At 69.1% G+C, this 25,193-nt stretch carries 24 protein-coding genes and 3 tRNA genes; 3 read left to right on the plus strand and 24 right to left on the minus strand.

From position 1 onward, the window contains the following. Positions 1-39: 39 nt before the first annotated feature. From rpoB to ACXKR8_RS20385, 10 genes are all read right to left on the minus strand, one after another. Complete coding sequence (rpoB, locus tag ACXKR8_RS20340) at positions 40-3,513, minus strand: DNA-directed RNA polymerase subunit beta (protein WP_458274306.1); 3,474 nt, start codon at positions 3,511-3,513, stop codon at positions 40-42. 755 nt (positions 3,514-4,268) lie between these two features. Beyond that, positions 4,269-4,649, minus strand: a complete 381-nt coding sequence (gene rplL, locus ACXKR8_RS20345; protein WP_458274307.1) for a 50S ribosomal protein L7/L12 — start codon at positions 4,647-4,649, stop codon at positions 4,269-4,271. 89 nt (positions 4,650-4,738) lie between these two features. Beyond that, positions 4,739-5,302: a 50S ribosomal protein L10 gene (gene rplJ / locus ACXKR8_RS20350; protein ID WP_458274308.1), complete on the minus strand. Its 564-nt coding sequence runs from the start codon at positions 5,300-5,302 to the stop codon at positions 4,739-4,741. Positions 5,303-5,647: 345 nt separating this feature from the next. Continuing rightward, entirely contained in the window at positions 5,648-6,508 is an 861-nt protein-coding gene (locus ACXKR8_RS20355) for an SCO4651 family lipoprotein (RefSeq protein ID WP_458274309.1), read from the minus strand. A gap of 140 nt (positions 6,509-6,648) precedes the next feature. After that, on the minus strand, positions 6,649-7,371 hold the full coding sequence (gene rplA, locus ACXKR8_RS20360) for a 50S ribosomal protein L1 (protein WP_458274310.1): 723 nt from the start codon (positions 7,369-7,371) through the stop codon (positions 6,649-6,651). 105 nt (positions 7,372-7,476) lie between these two features. Continuing rightward, entirely contained in the window at positions 7,477-7,911 is a 435-nt protein-coding gene (rplK, locus tag ACXKR8_RS20365; protein WP_123497084.1) for a 50S ribosomal protein L11, read from the minus strand. A 153-nt stretch (positions 7,912-8,064) separates the two neighbouring features. Further along, positions 8,065-9,822, minus strand: a complete 1,758-nt coding sequence (locus ACXKR8_RS20370) for a hypothetical protein (protein ID WP_458274311.1) — start codon at positions 9,820-9,822, stop codon at positions 8,065-8,067. An 84-nt stretch (positions 9,823-9,906) separates the two neighbouring features. Then, positions 9,907-10,683: a transcription termination/antitermination protein NusG gene (gene nusG, locus ACXKR8_RS20375; protein WP_458275035.1), complete on the minus strand. Its 777-nt coding sequence runs from the start codon at positions 10,681-10,683 to the stop codon at positions 9,907-9,909. A 302-nt stretch (positions 10,684-10,985) separates the two neighbouring features. Further along, positions 10,986-11,318: a preprotein translocase subunit SecE gene (secE, locus tag ACXKR8_RS20380; RefSeq protein WP_458274312.1), complete on the minus strand. Its 333-nt coding sequence runs from the start codon at positions 11,316-11,318 to the stop codon at positions 10,986-10,988. Positions 11,319-11,426: 108 nt separating this feature from the next. Continuing rightward, a tRNA-Trp gene (locus ACXKR8_RS20385) sits at positions 11,427-11,499 on the minus strand. Positions 11,500-11,756: 257 nt separating this feature from the next. Here ACXKR8_RS20385 and ACXKR8_RS20390 point away from each other — a divergent pair. Both ACXKR8_RS20390 and ACXKR8_RS20395 read left to right on the plus strand, forming a co-directional pair. Beyond that, positions 11,757-13,004 carry a pyridoxal phosphate-dependent aminotransferase gene (locus tag ACXKR8_RS20390; protein ID WP_458274313.1) on the plus strand — a complete coding sequence of 416 codons (1,248 nt, stop codon included), beginning with the start codon at positions 11,757-11,759 and terminating at the stop codon, positions 13,002-13,004. 161 nt (positions 13,005-13,165) lie between these two features. Further along, complete coding sequence (locus ACXKR8_RS20395) at positions 13,166-14,215, plus strand: adenosine deaminase (protein WP_458274314.1); 1,050 nt, start codon at positions 13,166-13,168, stop codon at positions 14,213-14,215. A 62-nt stretch (positions 14,216-14,277) separates the two neighbouring features. On the opposite strand, the gene ACXKR8_RS20400 is transcribed toward ACXKR8_RS20395, so the two are convergent. The 8 genes from ACXKR8_RS20400 to ACXKR8_RS20435 all read right to left on the minus strand — a co-directional run bounded on the left by ACXKR8_RS20400 (position 14,278) and on the right by ACXKR8_RS20435 (position 19,492). Then, entirely contained in the window at positions 14,278-15,336 is a 1,059-nt protein-coding gene (locus ACXKR8_RS20400; protein WP_458274315.1) for a UDP-N-acetylmuramate dehydrogenase, read from the minus strand. Between the two features lie 84 nt (positions 15,337-15,420). Further along, the gene (locus ACXKR8_RS20405) at positions 15,421-16,902 is read right to left on the minus strand and encodes a DHA2 family efflux MFS transporter permease subunit (protein ID WP_458274316.1); all 1,482 of its coding nucleotides are present in this window, start codon (positions 16,900-16,902) and stop codon (positions 15,421-15,423) included. A 115-nt stretch (positions 16,903-17,017) separates the two neighbouring features. Continuing rightward, entirely contained in the window at positions 17,018-17,572 is a 555-nt protein-coding gene (locus tag ACXKR8_RS20410; RefSeq protein ID WP_458274317.1) for a TetR/AcrR family transcriptional regulator, read from the minus strand. Between the two features lie 267 nt (positions 17,573-17,839). Next, complete coding sequence (locus ACXKR8_RS20415) at positions 17,840-18,268, minus strand: MaoC family dehydratase (protein WP_458274318.1); 429 nt, start codon at positions 18,266-18,268, stop codon at positions 17,840-17,842. Between the two features lie 5 nt (positions 18,269-18,273). Continuing rightward, entirely contained in the window at positions 18,274-18,726 is a 453-nt protein-coding gene (locus tag ACXKR8_RS20420; protein ID WP_458274319.1) for an FAS1-like dehydratase domain-containing protein, read from the minus strand. A gap of 321 nt (positions 18,727-19,047) precedes the next feature. Further along, the gene (rpmG, locus tag ACXKR8_RS20425) at positions 19,048-19,212 is read right to left on the minus strand and encodes a 50S ribosomal protein L33 (RefSeq protein WP_004571794.1); all 165 of its coding nucleotides are present in this window, start codon (positions 19,210-19,212) and stop codon (positions 19,048-19,050) included. An 87-nt stretch (positions 19,213-19,299) separates the two neighbouring features. Beyond that, positions 19,300-19,375 (minus strand) — tRNA-Met (locus tag ACXKR8_RS20430). Positions 19,376-19,419: 44 nt separating this feature from the next. Next, a tRNA-Thr gene (locus ACXKR8_RS20435) sits at positions 19,420-19,492 on the minus strand. Positions 19,493-19,767: 275 nt separating this feature from the next. Here ACXKR8_RS20435 and ACXKR8_RS20440 point away from each other — a divergent pair. Beyond that, the gene (locus ACXKR8_RS20440) at positions 19,768-21,111 is read left to right on the plus strand and encodes an amidohydrolase family protein (protein WP_458274320.1); all 1,344 of its coding nucleotides are present in this window, start codon (positions 19,768-19,770) and stop codon (positions 21,109-21,111) included. 124 nt (positions 21,112-21,235) lie between these two features. On the opposite strand, the gene ACXKR8_RS20445 is transcribed toward ACXKR8_RS20440, so the two are convergent. From ACXKR8_RS20445 to ACXKR8_RS20470, 6 genes are all read right to left on the minus strand, one after another. Continuing rightward, positions 21,236-21,748: a GNAT family N-acetyltransferase gene (locus ACXKR8_RS20445; protein WP_458274321.1), complete on the minus strand. Its 513-nt coding sequence runs from the start codon at positions 21,746-21,748 to the stop codon at positions 21,236-21,238. A 242-nt stretch (positions 21,749-21,990) separates the two neighbouring features. Beyond that, complete coding sequence (locus ACXKR8_RS20450) at positions 21,991-23,166, minus strand: tyrosine-type recombinase/integrase (RefSeq protein WP_458274322.1); 1,176 nt, start codon at positions 23,164-23,166, stop codon at positions 21,991-21,993. Next, positions 23,166-23,363 carry a helix-turn-helix domain-containing protein gene (locus ACXKR8_RS20455; RefSeq protein WP_458275036.1) on the minus strand — a complete coding sequence of 66 codons (198 nt, stop codon included), beginning with the start codon at positions 23,361-23,363 and terminating at the stop codon, positions 23,166-23,168. Before ACXKR8_RS20455 ends, ACXKR8_RS20450 begins: the two co-directional genes overlap by 1 nt. Before the next feature lie 5 nt (positions 23,364-23,368). Further along, positions 23,369-24,790 carry a replication initiator gene (locus tag ACXKR8_RS20460; protein ID WP_458274323.1) on the minus strand — a complete coding sequence of 474 codons (1,422 nt, stop codon included), beginning with the start codon at positions 24,788-24,790 and terminating at the stop codon, positions 23,369-23,371. Beyond that, positions 24,787-24,963, minus strand: a complete 177-nt coding sequence (locus ACXKR8_RS20465) for a hypothetical protein (RefSeq protein ID WP_458274324.1) — start codon at positions 24,961-24,963, stop codon at positions 24,787-24,789. The genes ACXKR8_RS20460 and ACXKR8_RS20465 overlap by 4 nt, the downstream gene beginning before the upstream one ends. A gap of 5 nt (positions 24,964-24,968) precedes the next feature. Further along, positions 24,969-25,163, minus strand: coding sequence for a hypothetical protein (locus ACXKR8_RS20470; RefSeq protein ID WP_458274325.1), 195 nt, complete (start codon positions 25,161-25,163; stop codon positions 24,969-24,971). Positions 25,164-25,193 lie beyond the last annotated feature (30 nt).

The raw sequence follows: 25,193 nt of genomic DNA on the forward strand, positions 1-25,193 counted from the left end.
CGGGCCGGCGCTGGTTCTCAGCGCCGACCCGAACCTCCGTCAGACCTCTTCGACGCTGCTCGGCTCACGCCGGGACAGGTCGATACCGAGCTCCTCGGCGGCGCGGAACACGTCCTCGTCGGAGTCGCGCATCTCAATGGACATGCCGTCGGAGGACAGCACCTCCACGTTCAGGCAGAGCGACTGCATCTCCTTGATGAGCACCTTGAAGGACTCGGGGATGCCGGGCTCGGGGATGTTCTCGCCCTTGACGATGGCCTCGTAGACCTTCACGCGGCCGAGCACGTCGTCGGACTTGATGGTGAGGAGTTCCTGGAGGGCGTAGGCGGCTCCGTATGCCTCGAGCGCCCACACCTCCATCTCACCGAAGCGCTGACCACCGAACTGCGCCTTACCACCCAGCGGCTGCTGGGTGATCATCGAGTACGGACCGGTCGAACGGGCGTGGAGCTTGTCGTCGACCAGGTGGTGCAGCTTGAGGATGTACATGTAGCCGACCGAGACCGGCATCGGGAACGGCTCACCGGAGCGGCCGTCGAACATCCGCGCCTTGCCCGAGGAGCCGACCAGGCGGTCGCCGTCCCGGGTGAGGGTGGTGTGGTCGAGCAGACCGGTGATCTCGTCCTCGCGGGCGCCGTCGAAGACCGGGGTGGCCAGGTTGGTACCGGCCTCCACCTTGTGGGCGCCGATCTTCTGGAGCCGGCGGGCCCACTCCTCGCTCAGTCCGGAGACGTCCCAGCCGGTCTTGGCGAGCCAGCCGAGGTGGGTCTCGAGCACCTGTCCCGGGTTCATTCGGGACGGGACACCCAGCGGGTTGAGCACGATGTCGACCGGGGTGCCGTCCTCGAGGAAGGGCATGTCCTCGACCGGAAGGATCTTGGAGATGACGCCCTTGTTGCCGTGGCGGCCGGCCAGCTTGTCACCGTTGGTGATCTTGCGCTTCTGGGCCACGTAGACCCGGACCAGCTGGTTGACGCCGGGCGGCAGCTCGTCGCCCTCCTCGCGGTCGAAGACGCGGACGCCGATGACCTTGCCCTGCTCGCCGTGCGGCACCTTCAGCGAGGTGTCGCGGACCTCACGGGCCTTCTCACCGAAGATGGCGCGCAGCAGGCGCTCCTCCGGGGTCAGCTCGGTCTCGCCCTTGGGCGTGACCTTGCCGACCAGGATGTCACCGGTAGTGACATCGGCGCCGATCCGGATGATCCCGCGCTCGTCCAGGTCCGCGAGGACCTCCTCGGAGACGTTCGGGATGTCCCGAGTGATCTCCTCCGGGCCGAGCTTGGTGTCGCGGGCGTCGACCTCGTGCTCCTCGATGTGGATCGAGGAGAGGACGTCGTCCTGCACGAGGCGCTGCGACAGGATGATCGCGTCCTCGTAGTTGTGGCCCTCCCACGGCATGAACGCCACGAGCAGGTTCTTGCCGAGCGCCATCTCGCCCTGGTCCGTGCAGGGACCGTCGGCGAGCACTTGGCCCACCTCGATCCGCGCGCCCTCGTCCACGATGACCTTCTGGTTGAAGGCCGTGCCCTGGTTGGAGCGGGTGAACTTGGCCACGCGGTACGTGGTGTAGGTGCCGTCGTCGTTGGCGATGGTGACGTAGTCCGCGGAGACCTCCTGGACCACACCCGCCTTCTCGGCGGCGATGACATCGGCGGCGTCGACCGCGGCGCGGTACTCCATGCCGGTGCCGACCAGCGGCGACTCGCTCTTGAGGAGCGGGACGGCCTGGCGCATCATGTTGGATCCCATGAGCGCGCGGTTGGCGTCGTCGTGCTCGAGGAACGGGATCATGGCGGTCGCGACCGACACCATCTGGCGCGGCGAGACATCCATGTAGTCGATCTCGACACCGGGGATGTAGTCGATCTCCCCGCCACGGCGACGGACCAGCACGCGGCCCTCGGCGAAGTGGTTGTCATCGGTCAACGGCGCGTTGGCCTGGGCGATGACGAACCGGTCCTCCTCGTCCGCGGTGAGGTAGTCGAGGTCGTCGGTGACGATGCCCTCGACGACCTTGCGGTACGGGGTCTCCACGAAGCCGAAGGCGTTGACCCGGCCGTAGGAGGCGAGCGAACCGATCAGGCCGATGTTCGGGCCTTCCGGGGTCTCGATCGGGCACATGCGTCCGTAGTGGGACGGGTGCACGTCACGGACCTCGAAGCCGGCCCGCTCACGGGACAGACCGCCGGGGCCCAGCGCGGACAGACGACGCTTGTGGGTCAGCCCCGACAGCGGGTTCGTCTGGTCCATGAACTGGGACAGCTGGCTGGTGCCGAAGAACTCCTTGATGGAGGCGACGACAGGCCGGATGTTGATCAGGGTCTGCGGCGTGATGGCCTCGACGTCCTGGGTCGTCATCCGCTCCCGGACCACGCGCTCCATACGGGCGAGGCCCGTACGCACCTGGTTCTGGATCAGCTCGCCGACGTTGCGGAGACGACGGTTGCCGAAGTGGTCGATGTCGTCGTCCTCGACCACGATGGTGTTGCCGTTGGGAGCGACCGTCTCGGTCTCCCCCGCGTGCAGCTGCACCAGGTACTTGATCGTGGCAAGGATGTCGTCGGTGGTAAGGACGCCGCCGTCGAGGGGCTGCACCACGCCGAGCTTCTTGTTGATCTTGTACCGGCCGACCTTGGCGAGGTCGTAGCGCTTCGGGTTGAAGTAGAGGTTCTCCAGAAGCGTCTGCGCGGCCTCGCGGGTCGGCGGCTCGCCAGGACGCAGCTTGCGGTAGATGTCGAGCAGCGCGTCGTCCTGGCCCTGGGTGTGGTCCTTCTCCAGGGTGGCGCGCATCGACTCGTACTGGCCGAACTCCTCCAGAATCTGCTCGGAGGTCCAGCCCAGGGCCTTCAGGAGCACGGTGACCGACTGCTTGCGCTTGCGGTCGATGCGGACACCGACCATGTCGCGCTTGTCGATCTCGAGCTCGAGCCAGGCACCACGCGAGGGGATGACCTTGGCGGAGTAGATGTCCTTGTCGGACGTCTTGTCCAGGGTGGTGTCGAAGTAGACGCCCGGAGAGCGGACCAGCTGCGATACGACGACACGCTCGGTGCCGTTGATCACGAAGGTGCCCTTGTGGGTCATGAGCGGGAAATCGCCCATGAAGACCGTCTGCGACTTGATCTCGCCGGTCTCGTTGTTGGTGAACTCGGCGGTGACGAAGAGCGGAGCCGCGAACGTGAAGTCGCGGTCCTTGCACTCGTCGATCGAGTTCTTGGGGGGCTCGAAGCGGTGGTCGCGGAAGGTCAGCGACATCGAACCGGAGAAGTCCTCGATCGGGGAGATCTCCTCGAAGATCTCCTCCAGACCTGACTTCTGCGGGACGTCGTGTCCTTCTGCGAGTGACGCCTCGACCCTGTCCTTCCACGCCTGGTTGCCGAGGAGCCAGTCGAAGCTCTCGGTCTGCAGGGCGAGGAGGTTGGGAACCTCGAGGGGCTCACGAATCTTCGCGAAAGAAATACGGAGCGGTGCGGTGGATGCGGAGTTGTTCGAGGCGTTGCGCGAGGCGGCCAAGAGGGGGTCCTTCCGAGGGCTCGGACTCACTACGCGCGTACCGGGCCCACCCTTCGCACGGGTAGCATCCGCGCTTCCGCACGTGCTCAGGGGCCTGGAAGAATCTCCAGGTCGGAGCCAGTGCGCAAACGGGGTGCCACCCCTGGTCGGGGCAGTGCATACTCCGGGGGTCGAGTCACGGAGCAGCTAAAAGGCAGCGCAAAGGGACAGTGTAGCCTCACGGCACACTGCTGTCCAGTCCGGATTCGGAGACCGAATCGTCGAACTCCCTACCTCGCGGGATCACCCTCTCCGAGGGCGCCCCCTGGGGCGGTCACTGCCTACTGGGTGTGTATTCCCCACCACACCCCGGTTCCATGCCTGCCGTCCGCAGATTCTGCGGAAGACGGACCCGAATCCCTCGTCCTGAGAATTGCGCGCCGCGTCCGGTTCGTCAAGGGCGAGCCCGCAACAGGGTGCTCACGGGCGGCGGCCGGGCCGGGCGACTGCCCTGGTGGGGCGGGCCGCTCGGCGACCGCTGCGCGGTGCCCGCCACGGACAGGTCGTACCCGCAGCGACGACGATCACCCTACTCGCCCCGGCCCGTCATGGGCAGCAGCCTGGCGACAGAAGTGGCGAATCGTCATAAATCGTCCAAGCAGCCGGGCGTGGTCCGCCGGCCGGGACGCAGCGGGAACGCAGCGGGAACGCAAAAGCCGGGCCGGCCACCCGTGAGGGTGACCGACCCGGCCTGAACCGCAGTCAGGTAGTCGAGACTACTTGACGGTGACCGAGGCGCCAGCGGCCTCGAGAGCGGCCTTGGCCTTCTCGGCAGCGTCCTTGGCAACCTTCTCCAGGACGGTGGCGGGCACGCCGTCAACGAGGTCCTTGGCCTCCTTCAGGCCGAGGGAGGTGAGGGCGCGCACCTCCTTGATGACCTGGATCTTCTTGTCGCCGGCGGCGGTGAGGACGACGTCGAACTCGTCCTGCTCCTCGACCTCTTCGGCAACGGCGCCGGGGCCCGCGGGGCCGGCGGCGACCGGGGCGGCAGCCTTGACGTCGAACTTCTCCTCGAACGCCTTGACGAACTCGGAGAGCTCGATGAGGGTCAGGGTCGCGAACTGCTCGAGCAGCTCGTCCTGGGACAGCTTCGCCATGATGGCGTCCTTCCACTATTTCGGCAGGTGCCGGATGTACGGATAGGCGGGCGTACGGGCCCGCTGCGAGGCAGGAGGAAGGCGGAGGGTTACTCCGCCACCTCGTCCTCGGCGGCGGGAGCCGGCGTACCGGCACCGCCCTGCTCGACCTTGGCCCGGAGCGCCTCCGCAGTGCGGACGAACTCCGTGAGGGGGGCCTGGAAGGTGGCGGCGGCCTTGGCCATCGACGCCTTCAGGCCACCCGCCAGCTTGGCGAGCAGCACCTCGCGGGACTCAAGGTCCGCGAGCTTCTTGATGTCATCGGCGGACAGCGCCTTACCGTCAAGGACACCGCCCTTGATGATCAGTGCGGGGTTCTCCTTGGCGAAGTCACGCAGAGCCTTCGCCGACTCGACCGGGTCACCGGCGATGAAGGCGACAGCCGTCGGACCTGCGAACAGGTCGTCCAGCGTATTGATCCCGGCCTCATTGGCCGCAATCTTGGTCAGCGTGTTCTTCACCACGGCGTAATGGGCGTTGTCGCCGAGCGAGCGACGCAGCGTCTTCAGCTGCGCCACGGTCAGACCGCGGTACTCGGTCAGCACTGCCGCGTTCGAGTCACGGAACTTGTCCGTGAGATCGGCGACAGCATCAGCCTTGTCGGGCCTTGCCATAGGCTTACGCCTCCTTCCGTGATGTCGATGCGTGGCCGACCGTTGAGTCGACCTGCTACGCCCGTCCCGCCGGAAGAAGTGCTTCGAAAAAACACGACAGCCCCGGCGCAGGCGCACGGGGCTTCAACATGCTCGACATGTGACGTACCTTGCGGCACGCACGCGGAGCGCGATTGTCCTCATCCATCCTGCGCGGGTCGTCCGCATCCTTCGCGGATCCTTCGGTCGCCACACCACCCCTTGCGGGGCACGCGGCAACGACCAGCGGTCTTTGGCAGTCTTCACTGTACGGGATGCCCGTCCCGATGAACAAATCGCTCATCGGGACGGCCAACCGCCTGCGCTTCAGCTGCTCTTGGCCTGCTTGAGCAGGGTCGCGAAGTCCACCGTGTCGGCGGCCGGGGGCGGGGTGACCTTCACCGGAGTGGTGCCGAAGTCGGAGTACTCGACGGTGATGTCGATCGGGCCCTGGTTGCTAGTGGCCGTCTCGTGCACCTTCACCGGGAGGCTGCGGGAGTCGACCCACAGGTCCACCTTCTCGGTGGTCATCCCCAGCTGTCCGGCCTGGTCGATGATGGTCTTCAGACCGCTGTCGGCGCCGGCCTCCTGGGTCGCCAGCTTCTTCATGTCGACCGTGCCCGCGTAGTGGGTGGTCGGCACGCCGTCCACGGTCTCCTGGCCGACCTTCTTGATGTCGCCGGAGGTGGTCAGCAACTTGATTGCGTCGGACGGGTCCTGGCCGTTGCTCTTGTTCATCGCGCTGGAGAGGGCCTTGCCCTGGGCACCGAGCGCGGTGAAGTCCATCTTCACCCAGTGCTTTCCGCCGAACTCCTTGGCACCGGAACTGCCGAGGTTCATGTACATGGTGCTGCCGGTCATCATCATCTGAATGGAGGAGGAACCGAGCTCGCTGGTCAGCTGCGGGTTGGACATGGTCATCCGCATGGCGAGCGGGTCGCGGGACATCACACCCGTGGCCGTGCTCGTACCGACCTTGGGCATGACCTCGGTCATCTTCATCTTCATCGAGGTGTACTTGGCGGTCTGCTGGGTCGTCAGCGACATCGCGTCCGCGACCGAGACCACCGCGCTCTTGGCCGCACCGGTCGCCGTGCCGCCGGCCTTGGAGGCAGCGGTGCAGGAGGTGAGGGCCGCCAGGCCCAGGGTCGCGCCGGCGACCATACAGAGCGCACGTGTGTGGCGCATGTGGAACCCCCCAGTGGTTCGTATGAGATCTCTGCCAAGAAGCTACACCGGGGGTACGACACGCAGACGGGCCGGTCGCCCTTCCGTTACGGAAGAGGGACCGGCCCGTCGAAGACGCGACTACGTCCTGATCGGAAGGATCAGAGCGACGCCGGGTCCTCCTCGACGAGGAGGTTCCGGGTGCGGCTCGGGTCGACCTGGATGCCGGGGCCGATCGTGGTGCTGAAGGCGATCCGACGGATGTACCGGCCCTTGGAGGAGGACGGCTTGGCGCGCAGCACCTCGTCCAGGGCGGCGGCGTAGTTCTCGACCAGCTTCTCGGTGTCGAAGGACACCTTGCCGATGATCAGGTGCAGGTTCGAGTGCTTGTCGACGCGGAACTCGATCTTGCCGCCCTTGATCTCGGTCACGGCCTTGGCCACGTCCGGGGTCACGGTGCCGGTCTTGGGGTTCGGCATCAGGCCACGCGGGCCGAGCACGCGGCCCAGACGACCGACCTTGCCCATCAGGTCCGGGGTGGACACGACGGCGTCGAAGTCGAGACGGCCCTTGGCCACCTCGTCGATGAGCTCGTCGGCGCCGACGATGTCGGCACCCGCAGCGCGTGCGGCCTCGGCGCGGTCACCGGTCGCGAAGACCAGGACCCGGGCGGTCTTGCCGGTGCCGTGCGGGAGGTTGACGGTGCTGCGGACCATCTGGTCGGCCTTGCGCGGGTCGACACCCAGGCGCATGGCGACCTCGACGGTGCCGTCGAACTTGGAGGTGGAGGTCTCCTTGGCGAGGCGAATGGCCTCGAGGGGGGCGTACAGACGCGCGGGGTCGATCTTCTCCGCCGCGGCGTTCAGAGCCTTGCTGCGCTTCACTGCTGCTCCTGTGGATATTAATGACGTGGAGTTGTGGTGGCTGCGGACCGCGCTCGGTCCTACCACTGCCGTAGGTGCACGGCCGTACAGAGTGCTGAGGGGTGCTCAGCCCTCGACGGTGATGCCCATCGACCGGGCGGTGCCGGCGATGATCTTGTCGGCCTGCTCCAGGGAGTTGGCGTTCAGGTCGGGCAGCTTGGTCGTGGCGATCTCGCGGACCTGGGCAGCCGTGATCTTGGCGACCTTGGTCTTGTGCGGCTCGCCGGAGCCCTTCTCCACGCCCGCGGCCTTGAGGATCAGGCGAGCGGCCGGCGGAGTCTTGGTGATGAAGGTGAAGGAGCGGTCTTCGTAGACCGTGATCTCCACCGGCACGACCATGCCGCGCTGCGACTCGGTCTGCGCGTTGTAGGCCTTGCAGAACTCCATGATGTTGACGCCGTGCTGGCCCAGCGCGGGGCCCACGGGCGGCGCGGGGTTGGCCGCGCCCGCCTTGATCTGGAGCTTGATCAGCCCTGTGATCTTCTTCTTCTTGGGAGGCATGTTCTCTCTCCGGGTCCTTACGAGAGGTGTTCCCGACCGGCACGCTGAAGCGCGGCGGCGGGGCCTGGGATTTCTGTGTGGCTCGCCGGCCGGATGGCCAGGCTCCACGCACACATCGAACCAGGATAGCCCGAAAGGGTCGGCGATCCTAAATCACGCCTCGGAGGCAGGCGGGGCAGGGGGTTCGGGGCGCGATTCCGGCTGCGGCTCGCGGCTGGGTTCGGGCTGGGGTTGCGGGCGTTTGCGGCCGAGCAGGCCGACCAGCATGGCCGCGCCTCCCAACAGTGCACCGGCGGCACCGGCGGCGGCCTTGACCGGGGAGGGGAGGGCCGAGTCACCGAGCATCCCGCCACCGCCCTGAACAGTACGGCCGCCCGACGGCGCGGCCAGGGCGAACTCCGAACCGGTCGGGGCGGCTGCGGTCGGGGCGGCTGCGGTGGAGGGGGCTGCGGTGGAGGGGGCTGCGGTCACGACGTCGCGGAGTTCGTGCCGGGCGACCGCCGTACCGTCCTGGTGGGCGGTGAGCCGCAGGCCCACACCCAGCTCTACGTCGACCAGCACTTCCAGACCGTCGAAGGCCATCAGGGGCATCGCCCTGGTCTCCCCAGGGCCGCAGGTCACCGCGACCCGGAGCGCCGTCCGGCCGCCGTACTCCACCAGGCCCTCCACCACGAGGTGGTGGCGGAGCAGCCAGGAGAGGTCGAGCGCCTGGGCCAGGTCGAACTCGGGGGGCGCCGGCGGGACCGTGACCAGCCGGTCGGGGAACAGCCGGTAGCCGGTGGCGCCGTCACAGGCGAGAGCCAGCGGCTTGCCCTTGGTCTCCAGCCGGTTGTCCAGGCGGTAGTGCAGCAGGTCAGCGAAGACGACGCGGTGCACCCGGTGGTGGCGTGCCGGAGCCGTCTCGCCGAGCGCCGACCAGAACGGCTCCGGACCGAAGATGCCCTCGACCGCCGGCTCGGACTCGCGGAGCGCCCGGAAGACGCCCAGGAGTGCTCCGGTGTCGAGCCAGCAGTGCAACTCGGCGGTGAAGCGCGGGGTTCCGCGTCCACTGCGGTGCAGCAGCCAGCTCAGCTCGTCCTGGGAAGGAATCTGCTGGTCCGGCGCGGGCGATGCCGGCGCGAGGTCGAACCAGGGCTCGTCGTCGGCCGGCTCGGGGACGTGCTGGAGCTTGGCTCCGATCCGGACCGCCTGGCCCAGGGCGGCGCCCATGCCCTGGGCGATGAGGCGGACCGGCTCCGGGATGTTGTCCTTGAACGCGGCGAAGGAGTCGTCGTCCTCCTCGTCGTCAGCCTCGTCCTCCTTGCCCGGTGCGGCTGCAGGTTCCGGGGGCGGGGGGTCGAGGACCAGGTCGGAGAGTTCGACGGTGCGGCAGAGTTCATCCTCGAAGAACTCGTCGATACGGAGCAGGATGCCCAGCTCACGGTCCATCAGCAGGTCGATCCGGCTGAGCAGGGCCCGGTCGTGCACCCAGCTCTCCGGGGTGGCGCAGGGACGGGTTTCCGCCGTGACCCGCACCGCGTTCCAGACCGAGTCCCGGGCCGGCTGCTCGGTGCCGACGGACAGCTCGAAACCGGACAGCAGCCAGTCGGGGCAGAGGAGTTCACGCAGACCCGCGGGCTCGTCGGCGGGCTCGTAGTCGGGGTCGCGGAGGTCGGCGGGATCGAACCGGAAGGGTTCGCTGCGCTCGGGCCGGTCGGCTCCGTCGAATTCATCGGCTTCGACGTGGCCGCCCAGGAAGCGGGTGAAGCGCGAGGCGCCGGCGCCGAAGGCCCGGTCGCGGGCCTCGCTCATGCCCCGGTTGAGCAGGCGCAGCCGGACCTCGGCCACCTCGCGGACGGTCAGCGTTCCGGCGATGCTGCGCCCACTGTGCGACGCCCGGTGCAGCAGGGCTACGACCTCGGCTGGCCTCATGGCAGGGGCCTACCCACGCAGAGAGGTCCCGTACCGCCGACATCGTCGCGGTACAGGACCTCTGAGCTGGACATATGGGGCCGATCAGTCGTTCTTGGCGATCTGGTCGAAGGAGAGCTCGACCGGGGTCTCCCGACCGAAGATCTCGACCAGGCCCTTGACCTTCTTGGAGTCCGGGTTGATCTCGTTGATCGTCGCCTGCAGGGTGGCGAAGGGGCCGTCGGTGACGGTGACCGAGTCGCCGACCTCGAAGTCCAGCACCTGGATGTCGGAGGGTCGGACCTGCGAGGGGCGGCCGGCTTCCTTGGCCGCGGCGCGCTCGACGTCCGGGGCGAGCATCTTGACGACCTCGTCCAGCGTCAGCGGGTACGGGTCGTAGGCGTTGCCGACGAAGCCGGTGACACCGGGGGTGTTGCGGACGACGCCCCAGGACTCGTTCGTCAGGTCCATGCGCACCAGCACATAGCCGGGGAGCTTGTTCTGGCGGATGGTCTTGCGGTCGCCGTTCTTGATCTGGACGACCTCTTCCTGGGGCACCTCGGCCGCGTAGATGTAGTCCTCGACGTTGAGCGAGACGGCGCGCTGCTCAAGGTTGGACTTCACCCGGTTCTCGTAACCGGCGTAGGTGTGGATCACGTACCACTCACCGGGCGCGACCCGCAGTTCCTCGCGGAAGGCGACGATCGGGTCGATCTCGACCTCGTCCTCGGCGGTGACCTCGGCGTCCGCCTCTTCCTCGGCCTCGAGGGCCTCGGACTCGTCGGCGGTGACGACGGTCAGCGCGGACTCCTCGGCGGAGTGTCCGGCGGCGTCGTCGGCAGCCTCCACCTCGTCCTCGTCACCGTCGGCGTTGTCGATGATCTGGTCGGCGGAGTCGTCGGCCTCGGCCCACGTGTCCTGCTCCGCAGCGCCGGCCGACTCGACGGCCTCGTCAGCCTCGGGGGCCTGCGCGGCGTCATACGGGTGGGACTCAGACACGTTGGCTGCTTCTTCCTGGAGATGAAGGGTGGGACGGTTCCGGACCGTCCACAGGGAGAAGCAGGGCTTGGCTGCGGACGGCTCGGAGACTCAACGATACCGACACAACGGTAGCGGAGCGCCCGGACATCGCTGTCCCACGAGGGTCAGGCAGGGGTTTGTACAGAGATTCGGACAGGCCGGACTCAGGCGAAGACGAGCTGAGCCAGCTTGGCGAAACCAGTGTCAAGACCGTAGACCAGGGCCATGATCACCACGACGAAGACGATGACGACCGTCGTGTACGTGGTGAGGTCGTTCCGGCTGGGCCAGACGACCTTGCGAAGCTCGGCGATGATCTGGCGGTAGAAGAGGGCAGTACGGGCGAAGATGTTCGGGCGATCGCCACGCTTCTTCTTGCCGTCCTTGCCAGCGGCCTTGTTGGCACGCTTGCGGTCACGACGCGACAGGGTCTCGCCCTGTTCGTCCTCCGCGCTACCACGATCAGGTGTCGCGGTGGAGCCCACGGTCTCCGTCACTCGTCCCTCACCTGAAATCGGGTACCTGTCGAGTTTCGCAATGATTGCGAGCCCGTAAACGCTTTGCTGAGGGTACCGCCTGTTGCCGTTAGGCAACAGGGCGGACAGCAGGGCCGGAGGGAATTGAACCCCCAACCGCCGGTTTTGGAGACCGGTGCTCTACCAATTGAGCTACGACCCTTTGAATCCGGACGGGCCGGATTCGCGTACCCCAACCTACCGTACCGGGACGAGTGCGCGAGGTGCGCTTCGCCCGAGCCTTCGGCCGGGTCCATCGAGGCTTGAGTGTAGGGGGTGGATGCCCGATTGGTCGAATGACATGCCTGGCCGGGCCCGGTGACCGGCTGGTGGAGGCCAGAGGCTCAGCTGGTGGGAGCCGGAGGGCCAGCTGGTGAAACCACGATGCCCCGCCCGTACGGCTTCTGGGACCATGCAGCTATGAGCGCTGCCACTCCCCACCCAGACCCCAGCATCCGTCCGGCCGACCGTCGGGTCTCGGCCCGCATCGGCGCGATCGCGGAGTCCGCCACCCTCGCCGTGGACGCCAAGGCCAAGGCCCTCAAGGCCGCCGGGCGTCCGGTCATCGGCTTCGGCGCCGGCGAGCCCGACTTCCCGACCCCCGGCTACATCGTGGACGCGGCGGTAGCCGCCTGCCGCGACCCGAAGAACCACCGCTACACCCCCGCGGGCGGGCTGCCCGAGCTGAAGTCGGCCATCGCGGCGAAGACGCTGCGCGACTCCGGCTGGGCCGTCGACGCCTCCCAGGTGCTGGTGACCAACGGCGGCAAGCAGGCCATCTACGAGGCCTTCGCCGCGATCCTCGACCCGGGCGACGAGGTGATCGTCCCCGCGCCGTACTGGACCACCTACCCGGAGTCGATCCAGCTCGCGGGCGGTGTCGCGGTCGATGTGGTCGCCGACGAGACCAGCGGCTACAAGGTGTCGGTGGAGCAGCTCGAGGCGGCCCGCACCGAGAACACCAAGGTGCTGCTGTTCGTCTCGCCGTCCAACCCGACCGGTGCGGTCTACACCCGTGCCGAGGTCGAGGCGGTGGGCCGCTGGGCGGCGGAGCACGGTCTGTGGGTGCTGACCGACGAGATCTACGAGCACCTGGTCTACGGTGACGCCGAGTTCGTCTCGCTGCCGGTGGCCGTGCCGGAGCTGGCCGACAAGTGCATCGTGGTCAACGGCATCGCCAAGACCTATGCGATGACCGGCTGGCGGGTGGGCTGGGTGATCGGCCCGCAGGACGTGATCAAGGCGGCGACCAACCTGCAGTCGCACGCGACCTCCAATGTGAGCAATGTCGCGCAGGTGGCGGCGCTGGCGGCGGTGTCCGGCGACCTCTCGGCCGTGGACGAGATGCGGACCGCCTTCGACCGGCGCCGGCAGACCATCGTGCGGATGCTGAACGAGATCCCCGGTGTGGTCTGCCCGACGCCGGAGGGCGCGTTCTACGCGTACCCGTCGGTGAAGGCGCTGCTGGGCAAGGAGCTGCGCGGGCAGCGTCCGCAGAGCTCGGCCGAGCTGGCGTCGCTGATCCTGGACGAGGTCGAGGTCGCGGTGGTGCCGGGCGAGGCCTTCGGCACCCCGGGCTACCTGCGGCTCTCGTACGCGCTGGGCGACGAGGACCTGGTCGAGGGCGTGTCACGGCTGCAGAAGCTGCTGGGCGAGGCGCAGGACTGACGTCCTCGGGCCCGCCGTCCTGATCTCGGTCGGACGGCGGGCCCCTCGCTGGGCGCGAGCACGGGGGCACGACGTCACCGTCGCACGCTGTTCTTTCACCCGATCGAGCGTCTTGACCTCGTTGTTTTCCGCCGTCAGGCTTAATACGCGAGGATCTCCGAATGGAACAGGTACCCGCTCCCCCGGCCGCCACCCCTTCCATTCGCGATGTCCGCCTGCTGCCCAAAGCGCATCTGCACCTGCACTTCACCGGCTCCATGCGTCCGTCCACGCTGCTGGAGCTCGCCGACAAGCACGGAGTGCACCTGCCCGAGGCGCTGAGTTCCGGCGAGCCGCCGAAGCTCCGGGCGACGGACGAACGCGGGTGGTTCCGCTTCCAGCGGCTGTACGACATGGCGCGATCAGTACTGCGCGACGAGAGCGACATCCGGCGGCTGGTGCTCGAGGCCGCCGAGGACGAGCGGGCCGACGGCAGCGGCTGGCTGGAGATCCAGGTCGACCCGACCTCCTACGCGCCCCGGCTGGGCGGGTTGATCCCGGCCCTGGAGCTGATCCTCGGCACCGCCCAGGACGCGTCGAGGGCCACCGGGGTGGGGATCAGGGTCCTGGTCGCCGCGAACCGGATGAAGCACCCGCTGGACGCCCGTACCCTGGCCCGGCTCGCGGTCCGTTACAAGGACCAGGGCGTGGTCGGTTTCGGGCTCTCCAACGACGAACGGCGGGGCATGGCGCGGGACTTCGACCGGGCCTTCACCATCGCCAGGGAGGGCGGCCTGCTCGCCGCGCCGCACGGCGGGGAGCTGGCCGGTCCCGCCAGCATCAGGGCCTGTGTGGACGACCTGGGTGCGGGCCGGGTCGGCCACGGGGTCCGGGCCGCGGAGGACCCGCGGCTGATGCAGCGGCTGGCGGACCGCCAGATCACCTGCGAGATCTGCCCGGCGTCGAATGTGGCGCTGGGCGTCTACGAGAAGCCCGCCGACGTACCGCTGCGGGCCCTGTTCGAGGCCGGGGTGCCGCTGGCGCTGGGCGCGGACGACCCGCTGCTGTTCGGCTCGCGACTGGCGGCGCAGTACCAGTCGGCACGGGATGTGCACGGCTTCAGCGATGCCGAACTGGCGGAGCTGGCACGGCAGTCGGTGCGGGGGTCGTGCGCACCGGAGGAGGAGCAGAAGCAACTGCTGGCCGGGATCGACAGCTGGCTGGTGAGCTGAGGGCTGGTGAGCTGAGGGCTGCTACCGGCTGCTGACGGCGGGTCTCGGCAGATCGGCTGCGCTCAGAGGTCGACGCCGACCAGGACCGGCTCGTTGACCAGGGTGACGCCGAACGCGGCGTGGACGCCGTCCCGCACCTCGCGGGCGAGGGCGAGCAGGTCCTCGGTGGTGGCCCGGCCCCGGTTGGTGAGGGCCAGCGTGTGCTTGCCGGAGAGACGGGCCGGGCCGCTGCCGTAGCCCTTGCCGAAGCCCGCCCGGTCGATCAGCCAGGCGGCCGAGGCCTTGGTGCTGCCGTCCGCCGCCGGGAAGGCCGGGAAGGCGGCGTCCGGGCCGAGCCGGTCGCGGACCCGGGCGGTGAAGGCGGCGAACTGGTCCGGGTCCAGCACCGGGTTGGTGAAGAAGGAGCCGGCCGACCAGGTGTCGTGGTCCTCGGGGTCCAGCAGCATGCCCTTGCCCCCGCGCAGCAGCAGGACCTGGTTCAAGGCCGCCCCGACCGGCACCCGCTCGCCCTGCTCCACGCCGAGGGCGCGTGCCACCTCCGCGTAGCGGACGGGGGTGGAGAGCCCGCCCGCGTCCTCCAGGGCGAAGCGGACCCGGAGCACGACGTAGCGGTCGGGCTGCGCCTTGAAGATGCTGTGGCGGTAGGAGAACCCGCAGGCGGCGTTGGGGAGGGTCACCGTCTCACCGCTGCTGCGGTCGTACGCGACAACCTCGGTGAGGGTGTTCGCCACCTCCTCCCCGTAGGCGCCGACGTTCTGCACCGGGGTCGCGCCGACCGAGCCGGGGATCCCGGCCAGGAACTCGATTCCGGCGAGGCCGTGCTCCAGCACCATGCCGGTGACCAGGTCCGACCAGACCGCACCGGCCGCGACGTCGAGGGCGGTGCCGTCCCGGTCAACGCCGGTCGTGGCGATGTGGAGGGCGGTGCCCTCGAAGCCCTTGTCGGCGATCAGCAGGTTGCTGCCGCCGCCGATGATCAGCAGCGGCTCACCGGTCTGGTCCGCGCGCCGCACGGTCTCGACGACCTCGGCATCGGTGGTGGCCGTCACCAGCCTCCGGGCCGGGCCGCCGAGGCGGAAGGTGGTCAGCGGGGCGAGGGGGGCGTCCTGGAGTTCCTGCACGCGACCAGCCTAAGGGGCGGACACGGCGGTGCCCCGCCGGTCCCCGGGTGGGGAGGGCAGGGCACGTACGCCGTGGGCTGCGGATCAGTTGACCTGGACCGGGGCGAGGGCGGGCGTCCCGGCGTCCTGCTGGGCTTCCTGCGGCTGAGCTTCCTGCGGCTCGGTCGTCTCGACGCCGGCGGCAGCGGCAGCGGCGGCTGCGGCTCGGCGGCGGGGGACGATCAGTGCGGCGACGGTCGCGGCGGCGATGGCGGCGGCGCCGACCCAGATCGCCGGGGTCAGGCCGTCGGCGTAGCGCTGCGGGCTGCTGAAGTCACCGTTGGCGGTGAAGACCGAGGCGAGGACCGCGATGCCGAGGGCTCCGCCGATCTCACGCAGGGCGTTGTTCGCGCCGGAGGCGACTCCCTGCTCCTCGGGCTTGACCGAGCCCATCAGCACGGTGGTGACCGGGGCGAAGAACAGGGCCATACCGGTGCCGGAGAGGACCAGCGGCGGGATCTGCGCGCTGTAGTCGACATGGGCGGCGATGATCAGCGCGAACCAGACCAGGCCGGCGGCCTGCAGGGCGAGCCCGGCGGCGATGATGATGCGTCCGCCGATCCGGTCCGCCAGCATTCCGGCGAGCGGGGCGACCACCATCGGCATGGCGGTCCAGGGCAGCATCCGGACGCCGGCCTCCATCGGGCTGTAGCCCTGGGCGGTCTGCAGCCACTGGCTCAGCAAGAAGATCGAGCCGAACATGCCCATGGACATCAGCAGCGAGGCGCCGTTCACGGCGGCGAAGGCACGGTTGCGGAAGAGCCGCATCGGCAGCAGCGGGGCGTCCGTGCGCAGTTCCCAGACCACGAAGGCGACCAGCAGGAAGACTCCGGCGATCAGGCCGGTGAGGACGGTGGGGCTGCTCCAGCCGTCGGCGTTGCCGCGGATCAGGGCGAAGACGATGCCGAAGAGGCCGGCGCTGGCGAGAGCGGTGCCGGGGATGTCGAGGCGGCCGTTGGGCCCACGGCTCTCGGTCAGGCGGAGCCGGGCCAGGGGCAGCAGGGCCAGGCCTATCGGCACGTTCAGGGCGAAGATCCACTGCCAGGAGAGGTGCTCGACGATGGTGCCGCCGATCAGTGGACCCATCGCGATGGCCATGCCGTTGACCGCGCCCCAGGCGCCGAAGGCCAGGCCGCGCTTGGCCGGCGGGACGGCGGAGGTGAGCAGGGTGAGGCTGACCGGGGTGAGCAGCGCGGCGCCGATGCCCTGGGCGGCACGGGCCGCGATCAGAGTGTCGATTCCCGGCGCGAAGGCCGCTCCGAGCGAGGAGAGGGTGAACAGCGAGAGGCCGATGATGAAGAGCTTGCGGCGGCCGAAGCGGTCGCCCAGGGCGGCGCCGAGCATCAGCAGCACCGCGAAGGTGAGGGTGTAGGCGTTGACAGTCCACTCGAGGTCGGAGATGCCTCCGCCGAGGTGGGTCCGGATGGAGGGGAGCGCGGTGGTGACGACGAGGTTGTCCAGCGCGGCCATGAAGCCGGCGGTGCTGGTGATGACGAAGGCCCAGACTGCGGGGTTGCCCTTGCGCATGACGGTTCCCTTGGTGTGCAGTGGCTTTTATTAGTGATTGATCAATTACTTTTGAGGGCAGAGGTCAGCATGCGCCTCTGCTCCGACCGAAAGCCGCCATCAGGCCTTGGAGCCGTCAGGCCTTGGGGCCGCATCCCTCCCAGAGCCGGTGCTCCGGCGGGAAGCCCATCGCGACGAGTACGTTGATCAGCATGCCCTGGGCGAAGAAGTCAGTGGCCTCTTGGGGGGTCATCCCGGCCGCCTCCGCGACCGAGTCCCAGAGTTCGACCCAGAGGGCCCTGACCGCCTCGCCCACCTCGGTGTCGCCATTGGACTCAGCGGCGGCCACGGAGACGTACATCTGCATCTGCATCAGCAGACGGCTGCGGTCGGCGATCAGGTCGAAGTAGGCCGCCCCCATGGCATCGCGGGCCTCCTCGGGCCCGAGGCCCTTGGCTGCGTCGACGAAGGCGGTGCGAATGTCGTCCATGCAGCGGCGTACCGCGGCTTCGAACAGCGCCCGCTTGCTGGGGAAGAGCCGGAACAGGTACGGCTGGGAGACGCCGACCCGGTTGGCGATGGCCTGAGTGGAGGTGCCGTTGTAGCCCCGCTCGGCAAACTCGATCATGGAGGCTCGGATGACGCTCTCGCGCCGCTCCTCCGCCGACATCCGCTCACTGGTCTTCGCCATGAGTAGAAAGTTAGTGGTTGATTACTAACAAGGCAAGGGCTTGCCAGAAAGTGAGAGGCGCCCCTCCGGAAAACTCCGGAGGGGCGCTCCCGGGCAGGCCGCCGGGGCTGGGCACCCGCTCAGGCCGGTCTCGGGCTCGGCCCTCAGGCCTGGGGCCCGGCTTTCGGGCCCCAGCATTCAGGCTCGGCTCTCAGGCTCGGCTCTCAGGCTCGGCTCTCGGGCCCGGCTCTCGGGCCCGGCATTCAGGCCCGGCTCTCGGGCCCCGGCTCAGGCCAGCTGGACCACGGCGCGGGACATCCCGAGGACCTTCTCGCCGGCGCTGGTGGCCAGCAGGTCCACCCGCACCCGGCGGTCGTCCAGCTTCACCGCGACCTTGGCGGAGACCTCGACCAGGGCGCCGACCCCGTCGTTGGGGACGACCACCGGCTTGGTGAAGCGGACCCCGTACTCGACCACCGCTCCCGGGTCGCCGAGCCAGTCGGTGACCACCCGGATCGCCTCGGCCATGGTGAACATGCCGTGCCCGATGACATTGGGCAGGCCCACGGCGGTGGCGACCGCCTCGTTCCAGTGGATCGGGTTGAAGTCGCCGGAGGCCCCCGCGTACTGGACCAGAATGGCGCGGGTCACCGGAAAGGACTGCGCCGGGAGCGCGGTGCCGACCTCGACGTCGTCGTAGTTCACACGTGCGGACATGCTGCTCACTCCCCCTCGGCGGCGCGGGCCACCAGCATCATGTGGGCGGTCACGACGTGCTCGCCGCTGTCGTCGCGGACCTCGCCGCGGACCGAGATGACGTCATTGCCGGCCAGGGACTTGATCGACTCGATCACTGAGGTGACCCCGAGCCGGTCACCCGCACGTACCGGGCGCGAGTAGACGAAGCGCTGATCGCCGTGGACCACCCGGGAGAAGTCCAGCCCGAGTTCGGGATCCCCCACCACCAGGGCGGCGGCGCGGTAGGTGAGCGCAAAGGGGAAGGTCGGCGGTGCGATCACATCGGGATGACCCAGGGCCTTGGCCGCCTCGGCGTCCAGATAGGCGGGATTGGCATCGCCGACGGCCTCCGCGAACTCGCGGATCTTCTCGCGGCCGACCTCGTAGAACGTGGTGGGCGGGTACGTCCGCCCGATGAACGAGGGGTCGAGCGGCATGGGGCAGCTCCTCACGGTTCAGGAAAACGCGATGTCTCACACGGCACAGGGGTCAAGGAAATCAGACAAACGGTCGCCCTGATCGCGCGGCACCCGGAGCTGGAAGGATCACAGACTCCGGCAGCCCGCGGAACCGACGTCCATGGACCGGGAACCCCACGGACCGGAACCCACGGACCGGAACCGATGGACCGGAACCGATGGATCACCGATGGATCACAGGAAGCCCAGGGAACGCAGCGAAGGCCGCCCCCACGGATGGGGACGGCCTTCGCCGACGGCCTGGACGATATTCCGTCGGCCCTACGTCGAAACGGAGGGTCAGCGGGTCTCGCGGTGCGCGGTGTGCGCATTGCAGCGGGGGCAGTGCTTCTTCATCTCAAGACGGTCCGGGTCGTTACGCCGGTTCTTCTTGGTGATGTAGTTCCGCTCCTTGCACTCCACGCAGGCCAGCGTGATCTTCGGGCGGACATCAGTGGCGGCCACAGGAGTGCCTTCCTCGGACAGACAACGTTATGAACACAGACAAGAGTAGCCGACTTGAGCGGTTAACCCGACAATCGGCCACAGGCGTGGTAGCGGTGACCGGACTTGAACCGGTGACACAGCGATTATGAGCCGCTTGCTCTACCAACTGAGCTACACCGCCACGACGATCGAGCGCCCCGCCGAAGCGGGGCACCCTCTCATCCGGGCCCCCATGCGGAATCGAACCGCAGACCTTCTCCTTACCATGGAGACGCTCTACCGACTGAGCTATAGGGGCTGGCCGAGAGAGACATTACACGGTCCGCCGCCCAACCGTGAAATCCGTTTCGCCCCGCTCGGACAGCGGCCGAACGCCCGTCGCACGCAGGTCCAACAGTGCCCCGCTGGCGACGCCCATCGCGTCCGGGCGACAAGGCCGCAGCCGATCACGAGGCAGTACGACTTATCCAGCACGAACCCCTCCCCCACGCGCCTTCCCTGGTCCGGCGCGGCTTCGCCCTAGGCTCCCCTCATCGATCTTGGCCCGAGCACCCCGGTGGGAAGGAGCAGCGAATGCCCGCCGACATGCCCACGGGTGAGCAGACCGCGCCGATCGGCCCCGCCCTGCTGCTCTCGGGCGCACGGCTGCTGGACGGCCGCACCGTGGACGTACGCATCGCCGGGGACCGAATCGAGGCGGTGGAGGCCGCCGGGAGCCTCAGCGCCGCCGAGCGGGTCGACCTGTCCGGCTACCTGCTGCTCCCGGCCCCGGTGGAACCGCACGCACATCTGGACGAGGCGTTCAGCGGGACGCCGGCGCCCGGCTCGGCGATCACAGCTGCCGCTGCCGCGGCAGCCAGTGCCGCTGCCGCCGCTGGGGGCGGCCCCGGCACCGGCGCCGCGCGGGAACCGGGCCAGGGGCCGCAGCTGGAGGATCTGCAGCGGCGGATCACCGAGGCCGCGCTGACCGGGCTCGGCTACGGCGCCACCGTGCAGCGCACCCACGTACGGATCGGCGGCGCCCAGGGGCTGGTCGGTATGACGGCGGCCCTGCAGGCGGCGCGGGCACTGCACGGGCTGATGGAACTTCAGGTGGTACCCCTGCCCGGCCCACTGACCGGGCTCGCCGGGGCGGAGGGGCGGGCGATGCTCAAGGAGGCGCTCGGCATGGGCGCGCACGCCGTTGGCGGCTGCCCCGATCGTGACCCCGACCCCGACGGCCATCTGGACGCCGTGGTCGGCCTGGCCGAGGACTGCGGCCTCTCCGTCGACCTGCACACGGACGCGGCCGATCCACGGCGGTTGGCGAGGCTCGCGGCGGTGCTGGGATCGCTGCGTTCCCGGGCCGTGATCGGGCCGTGCTCGGCGCTCGGCCTGCTGGCCCCCGAGGTGGCGGCCCGGTGCATGGCGCAACTGTCCGCGGCCGGAGTGTCCGTGGTCACCCTGCCGCAGTGCGCACGCTGCGTGGGATCCCGGCCCGCGGGCGCGGCCGGGCCCGGCGGCGCCGAGGCAGCACGGCCCGCCCCGGCCCGGCTGCTGCTGGCGGCGGGGGTGTCGGTGGCGGCGGGGAGCGGGGCCCTGCGGGACACCGCCAACCCGGTCGGGCGGGTGGACCCGCTGGAGGCGGCGTTCCTGCTCACGGCATCCGGAGAGCTGGACGAGGGCGCCGCGTACGAGACGGTGAGCGGGGCGGCCCGAAGGGCCCTGGGGCTGGCCCAGGTGCGGGTCGCCGCGGGATTCCCCGCCGATGTGCTCGCGGTGCGCGGGGAGAGCCTGCGCGGGGTCCTCTCCGGAGGGCACAGCCGGGTGGTGGTGCACGGCGGACGGATCGTCAGCAGGACGAGTGCGGTGCGGGAGTTCGCCGAGGCCAGCGCGCCGGCCGTACCCCGCCAGGGGCGGAGCGGGCCGACCTGCTGAGCACCGCGGCGCGGACGGACGCGCGCGGCTGGAACGGCTGGGTGCTGTGTGCTGTGTGCTGGGTTCTGGGTGGGTGCGGACAATTGGATGCGGACCTGTCGGCGCGGGATCAGTCGGCGCGGGATCAGCCGGCGAGGCTGCGGCGGTAGTGGACCAGCAACTCGCCCCAGTCGTCGACCCGGACCCGGCCGCTGCGACGGAAGTCCATCGCCTTGTATAGCCGATTGGCCCTCAGATTGTCGGCATGCGTCCACAGTTGGGCTTCGCGGAAGCTGCCGGCCAGGGCCCGCGTGAGCACCGCCTCGACCAGCAGTCGGCCGACGTGCTGGCCCCAGCGGTCGGGAGCCACGCTGAGCAGGGATATGTGCAGCAGCCCTGGCAACGGCGGCCCTGCCCCGTCCTGGTCGCGCCCCTGGACACCGAGGATCGTCCCGATCAGGTCGGCGCCGTCGGCTTCCGGGCGGTGGGCGAGCAGCAATAAGGCCTCGGGAGCAGCCATCCGCTCCTGGGCCAGCGTGATGTGGGCCTCCGGCAGGGGCCTGCCGTTGCGCCGCGCGACATGCGACAACGTCCACAGCGCCACCGCCGACTCGATGTCTGCGTTCCCGGCCTCGCGCACGACCACGGTTTCGCCCATAGCGTCCCCTGCCCCTCTGTTGTGCCCTGCTGCTCCCCCACCACTGAACCCGCTTTCTACCACGCCCTTCTGGCAACGGGCTCCGGCAGGTAAGACAAAAAGCGCCTCTCATCCGTGTTTCCGCAGATGAGAGGCGCTTCTGTTTCCCTGGTGGCGGGTAGAGGGTTCGAACCTCTGTAGGCAGAGCCGGCAGATTTACAGTGTCCGATGATCAACGATCTTCGGGACTGCTGCCGTGCAGGTCAGACAGGCGCCAGGGCACCAGCCGCACCGTCGTCACCCTCGTCGTGCCGTCCGCGTGCCGTAATTGCTTGATCGCGGAGAACGTCCAATGCGGCGGCGGCTTCATCCTGACGAGCCTCCACAGCCCGAGCATAGTGCCGAGTCGTCACGCTCGCGTTCGAGTGGCCCAGCCGCTTCGCAGCCACCATGACGCCCAGCCGATCAGCCACCCAGGTAGCGTGCGTGGCCCGAAGATCCTTGGGCGTGATCTCCGACAGCCCAGCCCGCAACGCCGCCGGGTCGAACACCTGATCCCGCCACCAGTCGTAGCGCAACGGCCGACCGAGCCGATTCCCGACGAAGACCAAGGGATCACCATCCGCCGGCAAGGTCGTGATCACCAATCGCAGCGCGACGATCACACTGGGCGGGATCGTGACCTCCCTGGTCTGGTGCGACTTGGGCAAGCCGAAGACCTGCTTCCCGGCAACCTCCGTCACGCTGGCCACGACATGTACCCGCTGGCCGGCGAGATCGACGGAGGACCGGCGGAGCGCGAAGGCTTCACCGAGGCGGAGTCCGGCGTACGCCAGCAGCATGACCAGGACGCGATGCTGTCCGGTCAATTCGGCAAGCAGCCGTTCCACCTGCTCCGGGGTGAGGATCGACGGCTCTGCCTGAGTGACGCGCGGAAGCTTCACACCCCGGCAGGGCGAGGAGGCGCGCAGTTCGTTGTTCACCGCAGCAGCCATCAACTGGTTCAGCACGATGTAGGCGTGCCGGATACGGGACGCGCTGAGACCGTCGCCACGCATCCCGGCCACCCACTCAGCCACCATGATCGGACGCAAGTCAGCCACGGTCACCTCACCCAAGACCGGCTTGATCCGAGAGCGGATCAGTCCGGCGTACAGGGCATGCGTGCTGGGCTGGAGTCCAGGACCGGCGGACTTGAGCCAGCGATCCGCCCACTCCCCCACCGTGATCTTCCCGGCATCGGGGTCCAGCCAGCGCCCATCGGCGATCTCGGCACGCTTCGTGTCCAGCCAGAGCCCGGCATCCGTCGCAGTGGCGAAAGTGTGGTCAGCCGGGCGGATGATCCCGTCAGGGCCGGGGTAGCGAGCCTGCCAACGGCCTGACGGCAGCTTGCGGATCGCACCGAACTGACGGCGGTTCTTGCGCTTCTTCGGAGCCATCAGGCAGCCACCCCCAGCCGGCGACGCGGGGCTACCGGGTGCACGGTGTTCGCAGTCAGGTAGGCGTGCACCGCGGACTCGGGGATGCGGACGTGGCGGCCGACGTGGACGAATTCGATCCGGCGTTCCTCGATCAGGCGGCGCGGGAAGCGTTCGGTGGTGCCGAGGAGTTCGGCGACCTGGGCGACGGTGAGCATGTGGTTCACGGGCGTTCCTCCATCTCTTGGGTGAGTCGTTGCGACTCCTCTCGGGCGGTGGTGCGGTTGTGCTCGAGCTGTTCGGCGATGCCCGCGGCGAGTAGAGATTCGCCGGGGGTCAGGCCGGAGCCGGCGTAGGCCCAGTGGGCGAGGACGAGGGTTTCCGCCTCGGGCAGGTCGTCCAGGTCCGGGAACCCGTCCGCGAGCAGACGTTCGCGAAGATCGGAACGGGCTTGTTCGGCGCGGAAGTCGGCGCGGATCTTGCGCAGGGCACCGAGGGTGGTGGAGTAGGAGGGGGACTTGGAGGAGAAGTGGCCTCGGAAGCCGAGCATGTGTGACCAGTGCGCGAGCAGCCGTTCCGGGTACAGGTCGTCCAGGTCCCAGCAGGCTTCGATGAGCCGGCGGGTGTGGTCGGGCAGTCCGAGGCGGGCCAGGTCGTGGCGTTCGGTGATCCGGCGATCAACACTCTCGGTGGCCTCAGCGGACTTGGTGGCGTACTTGGCCACGTAGGAGGCCACGGCTTGTTCGGTGATGGCGGAGCCGTCGCCGAACGCCTTGATCGGCCGGACGTCGACCTGTGTGCCCCAGCGCAGGACCAGGGCGGGCATGTCGGCGACCGCTTCCAGGGGCACGAAGGTGCGCCGGGCAGCCGAGCGGATCGCCCGATCCAGCAGCGCGACCGTAGCCCAGGCCGGCGGGGTGGTGCTGGCGCCCTCGGGACCGTCGATGCGGATCACAGCGTGGAAGTGGACCGCCCCGCGACGTTGGTACTCAGCGACCTTCCCGAAGGAGATCTTGGCGTGGTCGCCGAACTCTGTGCGAGTCAGGCCGGCAGCGCGGGCCAGGTCGCGGCGCAGGTAGATCGTGAAGCGGCGCCACAACTCAGGGGCGTGGTTGTTCCACAGCACCGCTTGCCGGTAGTCGTAGCGCTCAACGTGCAGCGGGGTGCCGACCAGCGGATCGGTCACCGGGTGCTGCCGGCCGCAGCGACACGCGGCGTGGTCGCGTCGGTTGTGGACCGGGCCAAACGAGGGTGCGGTCAAGGTGGCGAACACGCGGGGGTGATCGCGGACCGTGGCCGGGACGCCCTTCGTGGTGTCGCCGATGAGGCCGGCGCGGATCAGGTGGTAGGTGTCGCCGGCGTAGGTGCGGGCGCAGGAGGGGCAGCGGGAGGCGCGCCGGTTGCCGCAGGCCACCCGCAGCCGGGCACCAGGTTCCCCGTCGGTGGCGTAGCGGTGCAGGATCTGCCCGGTTGGGGTGTGTAGCAGGGTTTTGAAGCCTTGCAGGTGGACGGGGTTGGCGCAGCCGGAGGTGCGGCGGAGCTGGTCCACGAGCTGTGGCAGGTCCCCGCGGGCGGACAGTCGGGCAAGGTCCAGGGTTGCGGCGTACTCCCGCTCAGCGGCCGGCGCGAGGAGGGTGGCCGTCATCGGTCGGTCCGGGAGTCCGCGGGGGCGGAGTGCCCCTCGATCCAGTCCTCTGCGCAGACCTTGTGGACCGGCTTGTCACGGTCCGAGCGCAGGTTGGTGGGCTTGTCGCACAACACGCACGGGGCCGGGGTGTTGTCCCAGTGCTTGGAGTCGCGCCAGTCCAAGTGGGCCATCAGGTTCACCGGCTCACGAGGACGCGGGCGGGCAGGGCGGTGGTGCGGGTGCCGGTGCCGCGGCAGGTCGGGCAGGTCATGGGCAGGGTGGGCAGGGTGCCGTCTGGACGGCGGGTGCCGGTGGTGACGGCGACGGTGGGGAAGCCGTCGCAGGTCGGGCAGAGGCGGGTGGTGTGCGCGGGGAGGCTGTTGGTGGGCATGATGGGGTTTCCTGTCTGCTCTGTTGGGTG

This window comes from Streptacidiphilus sp. PAMC 29251, assembly GCF_054208735.2.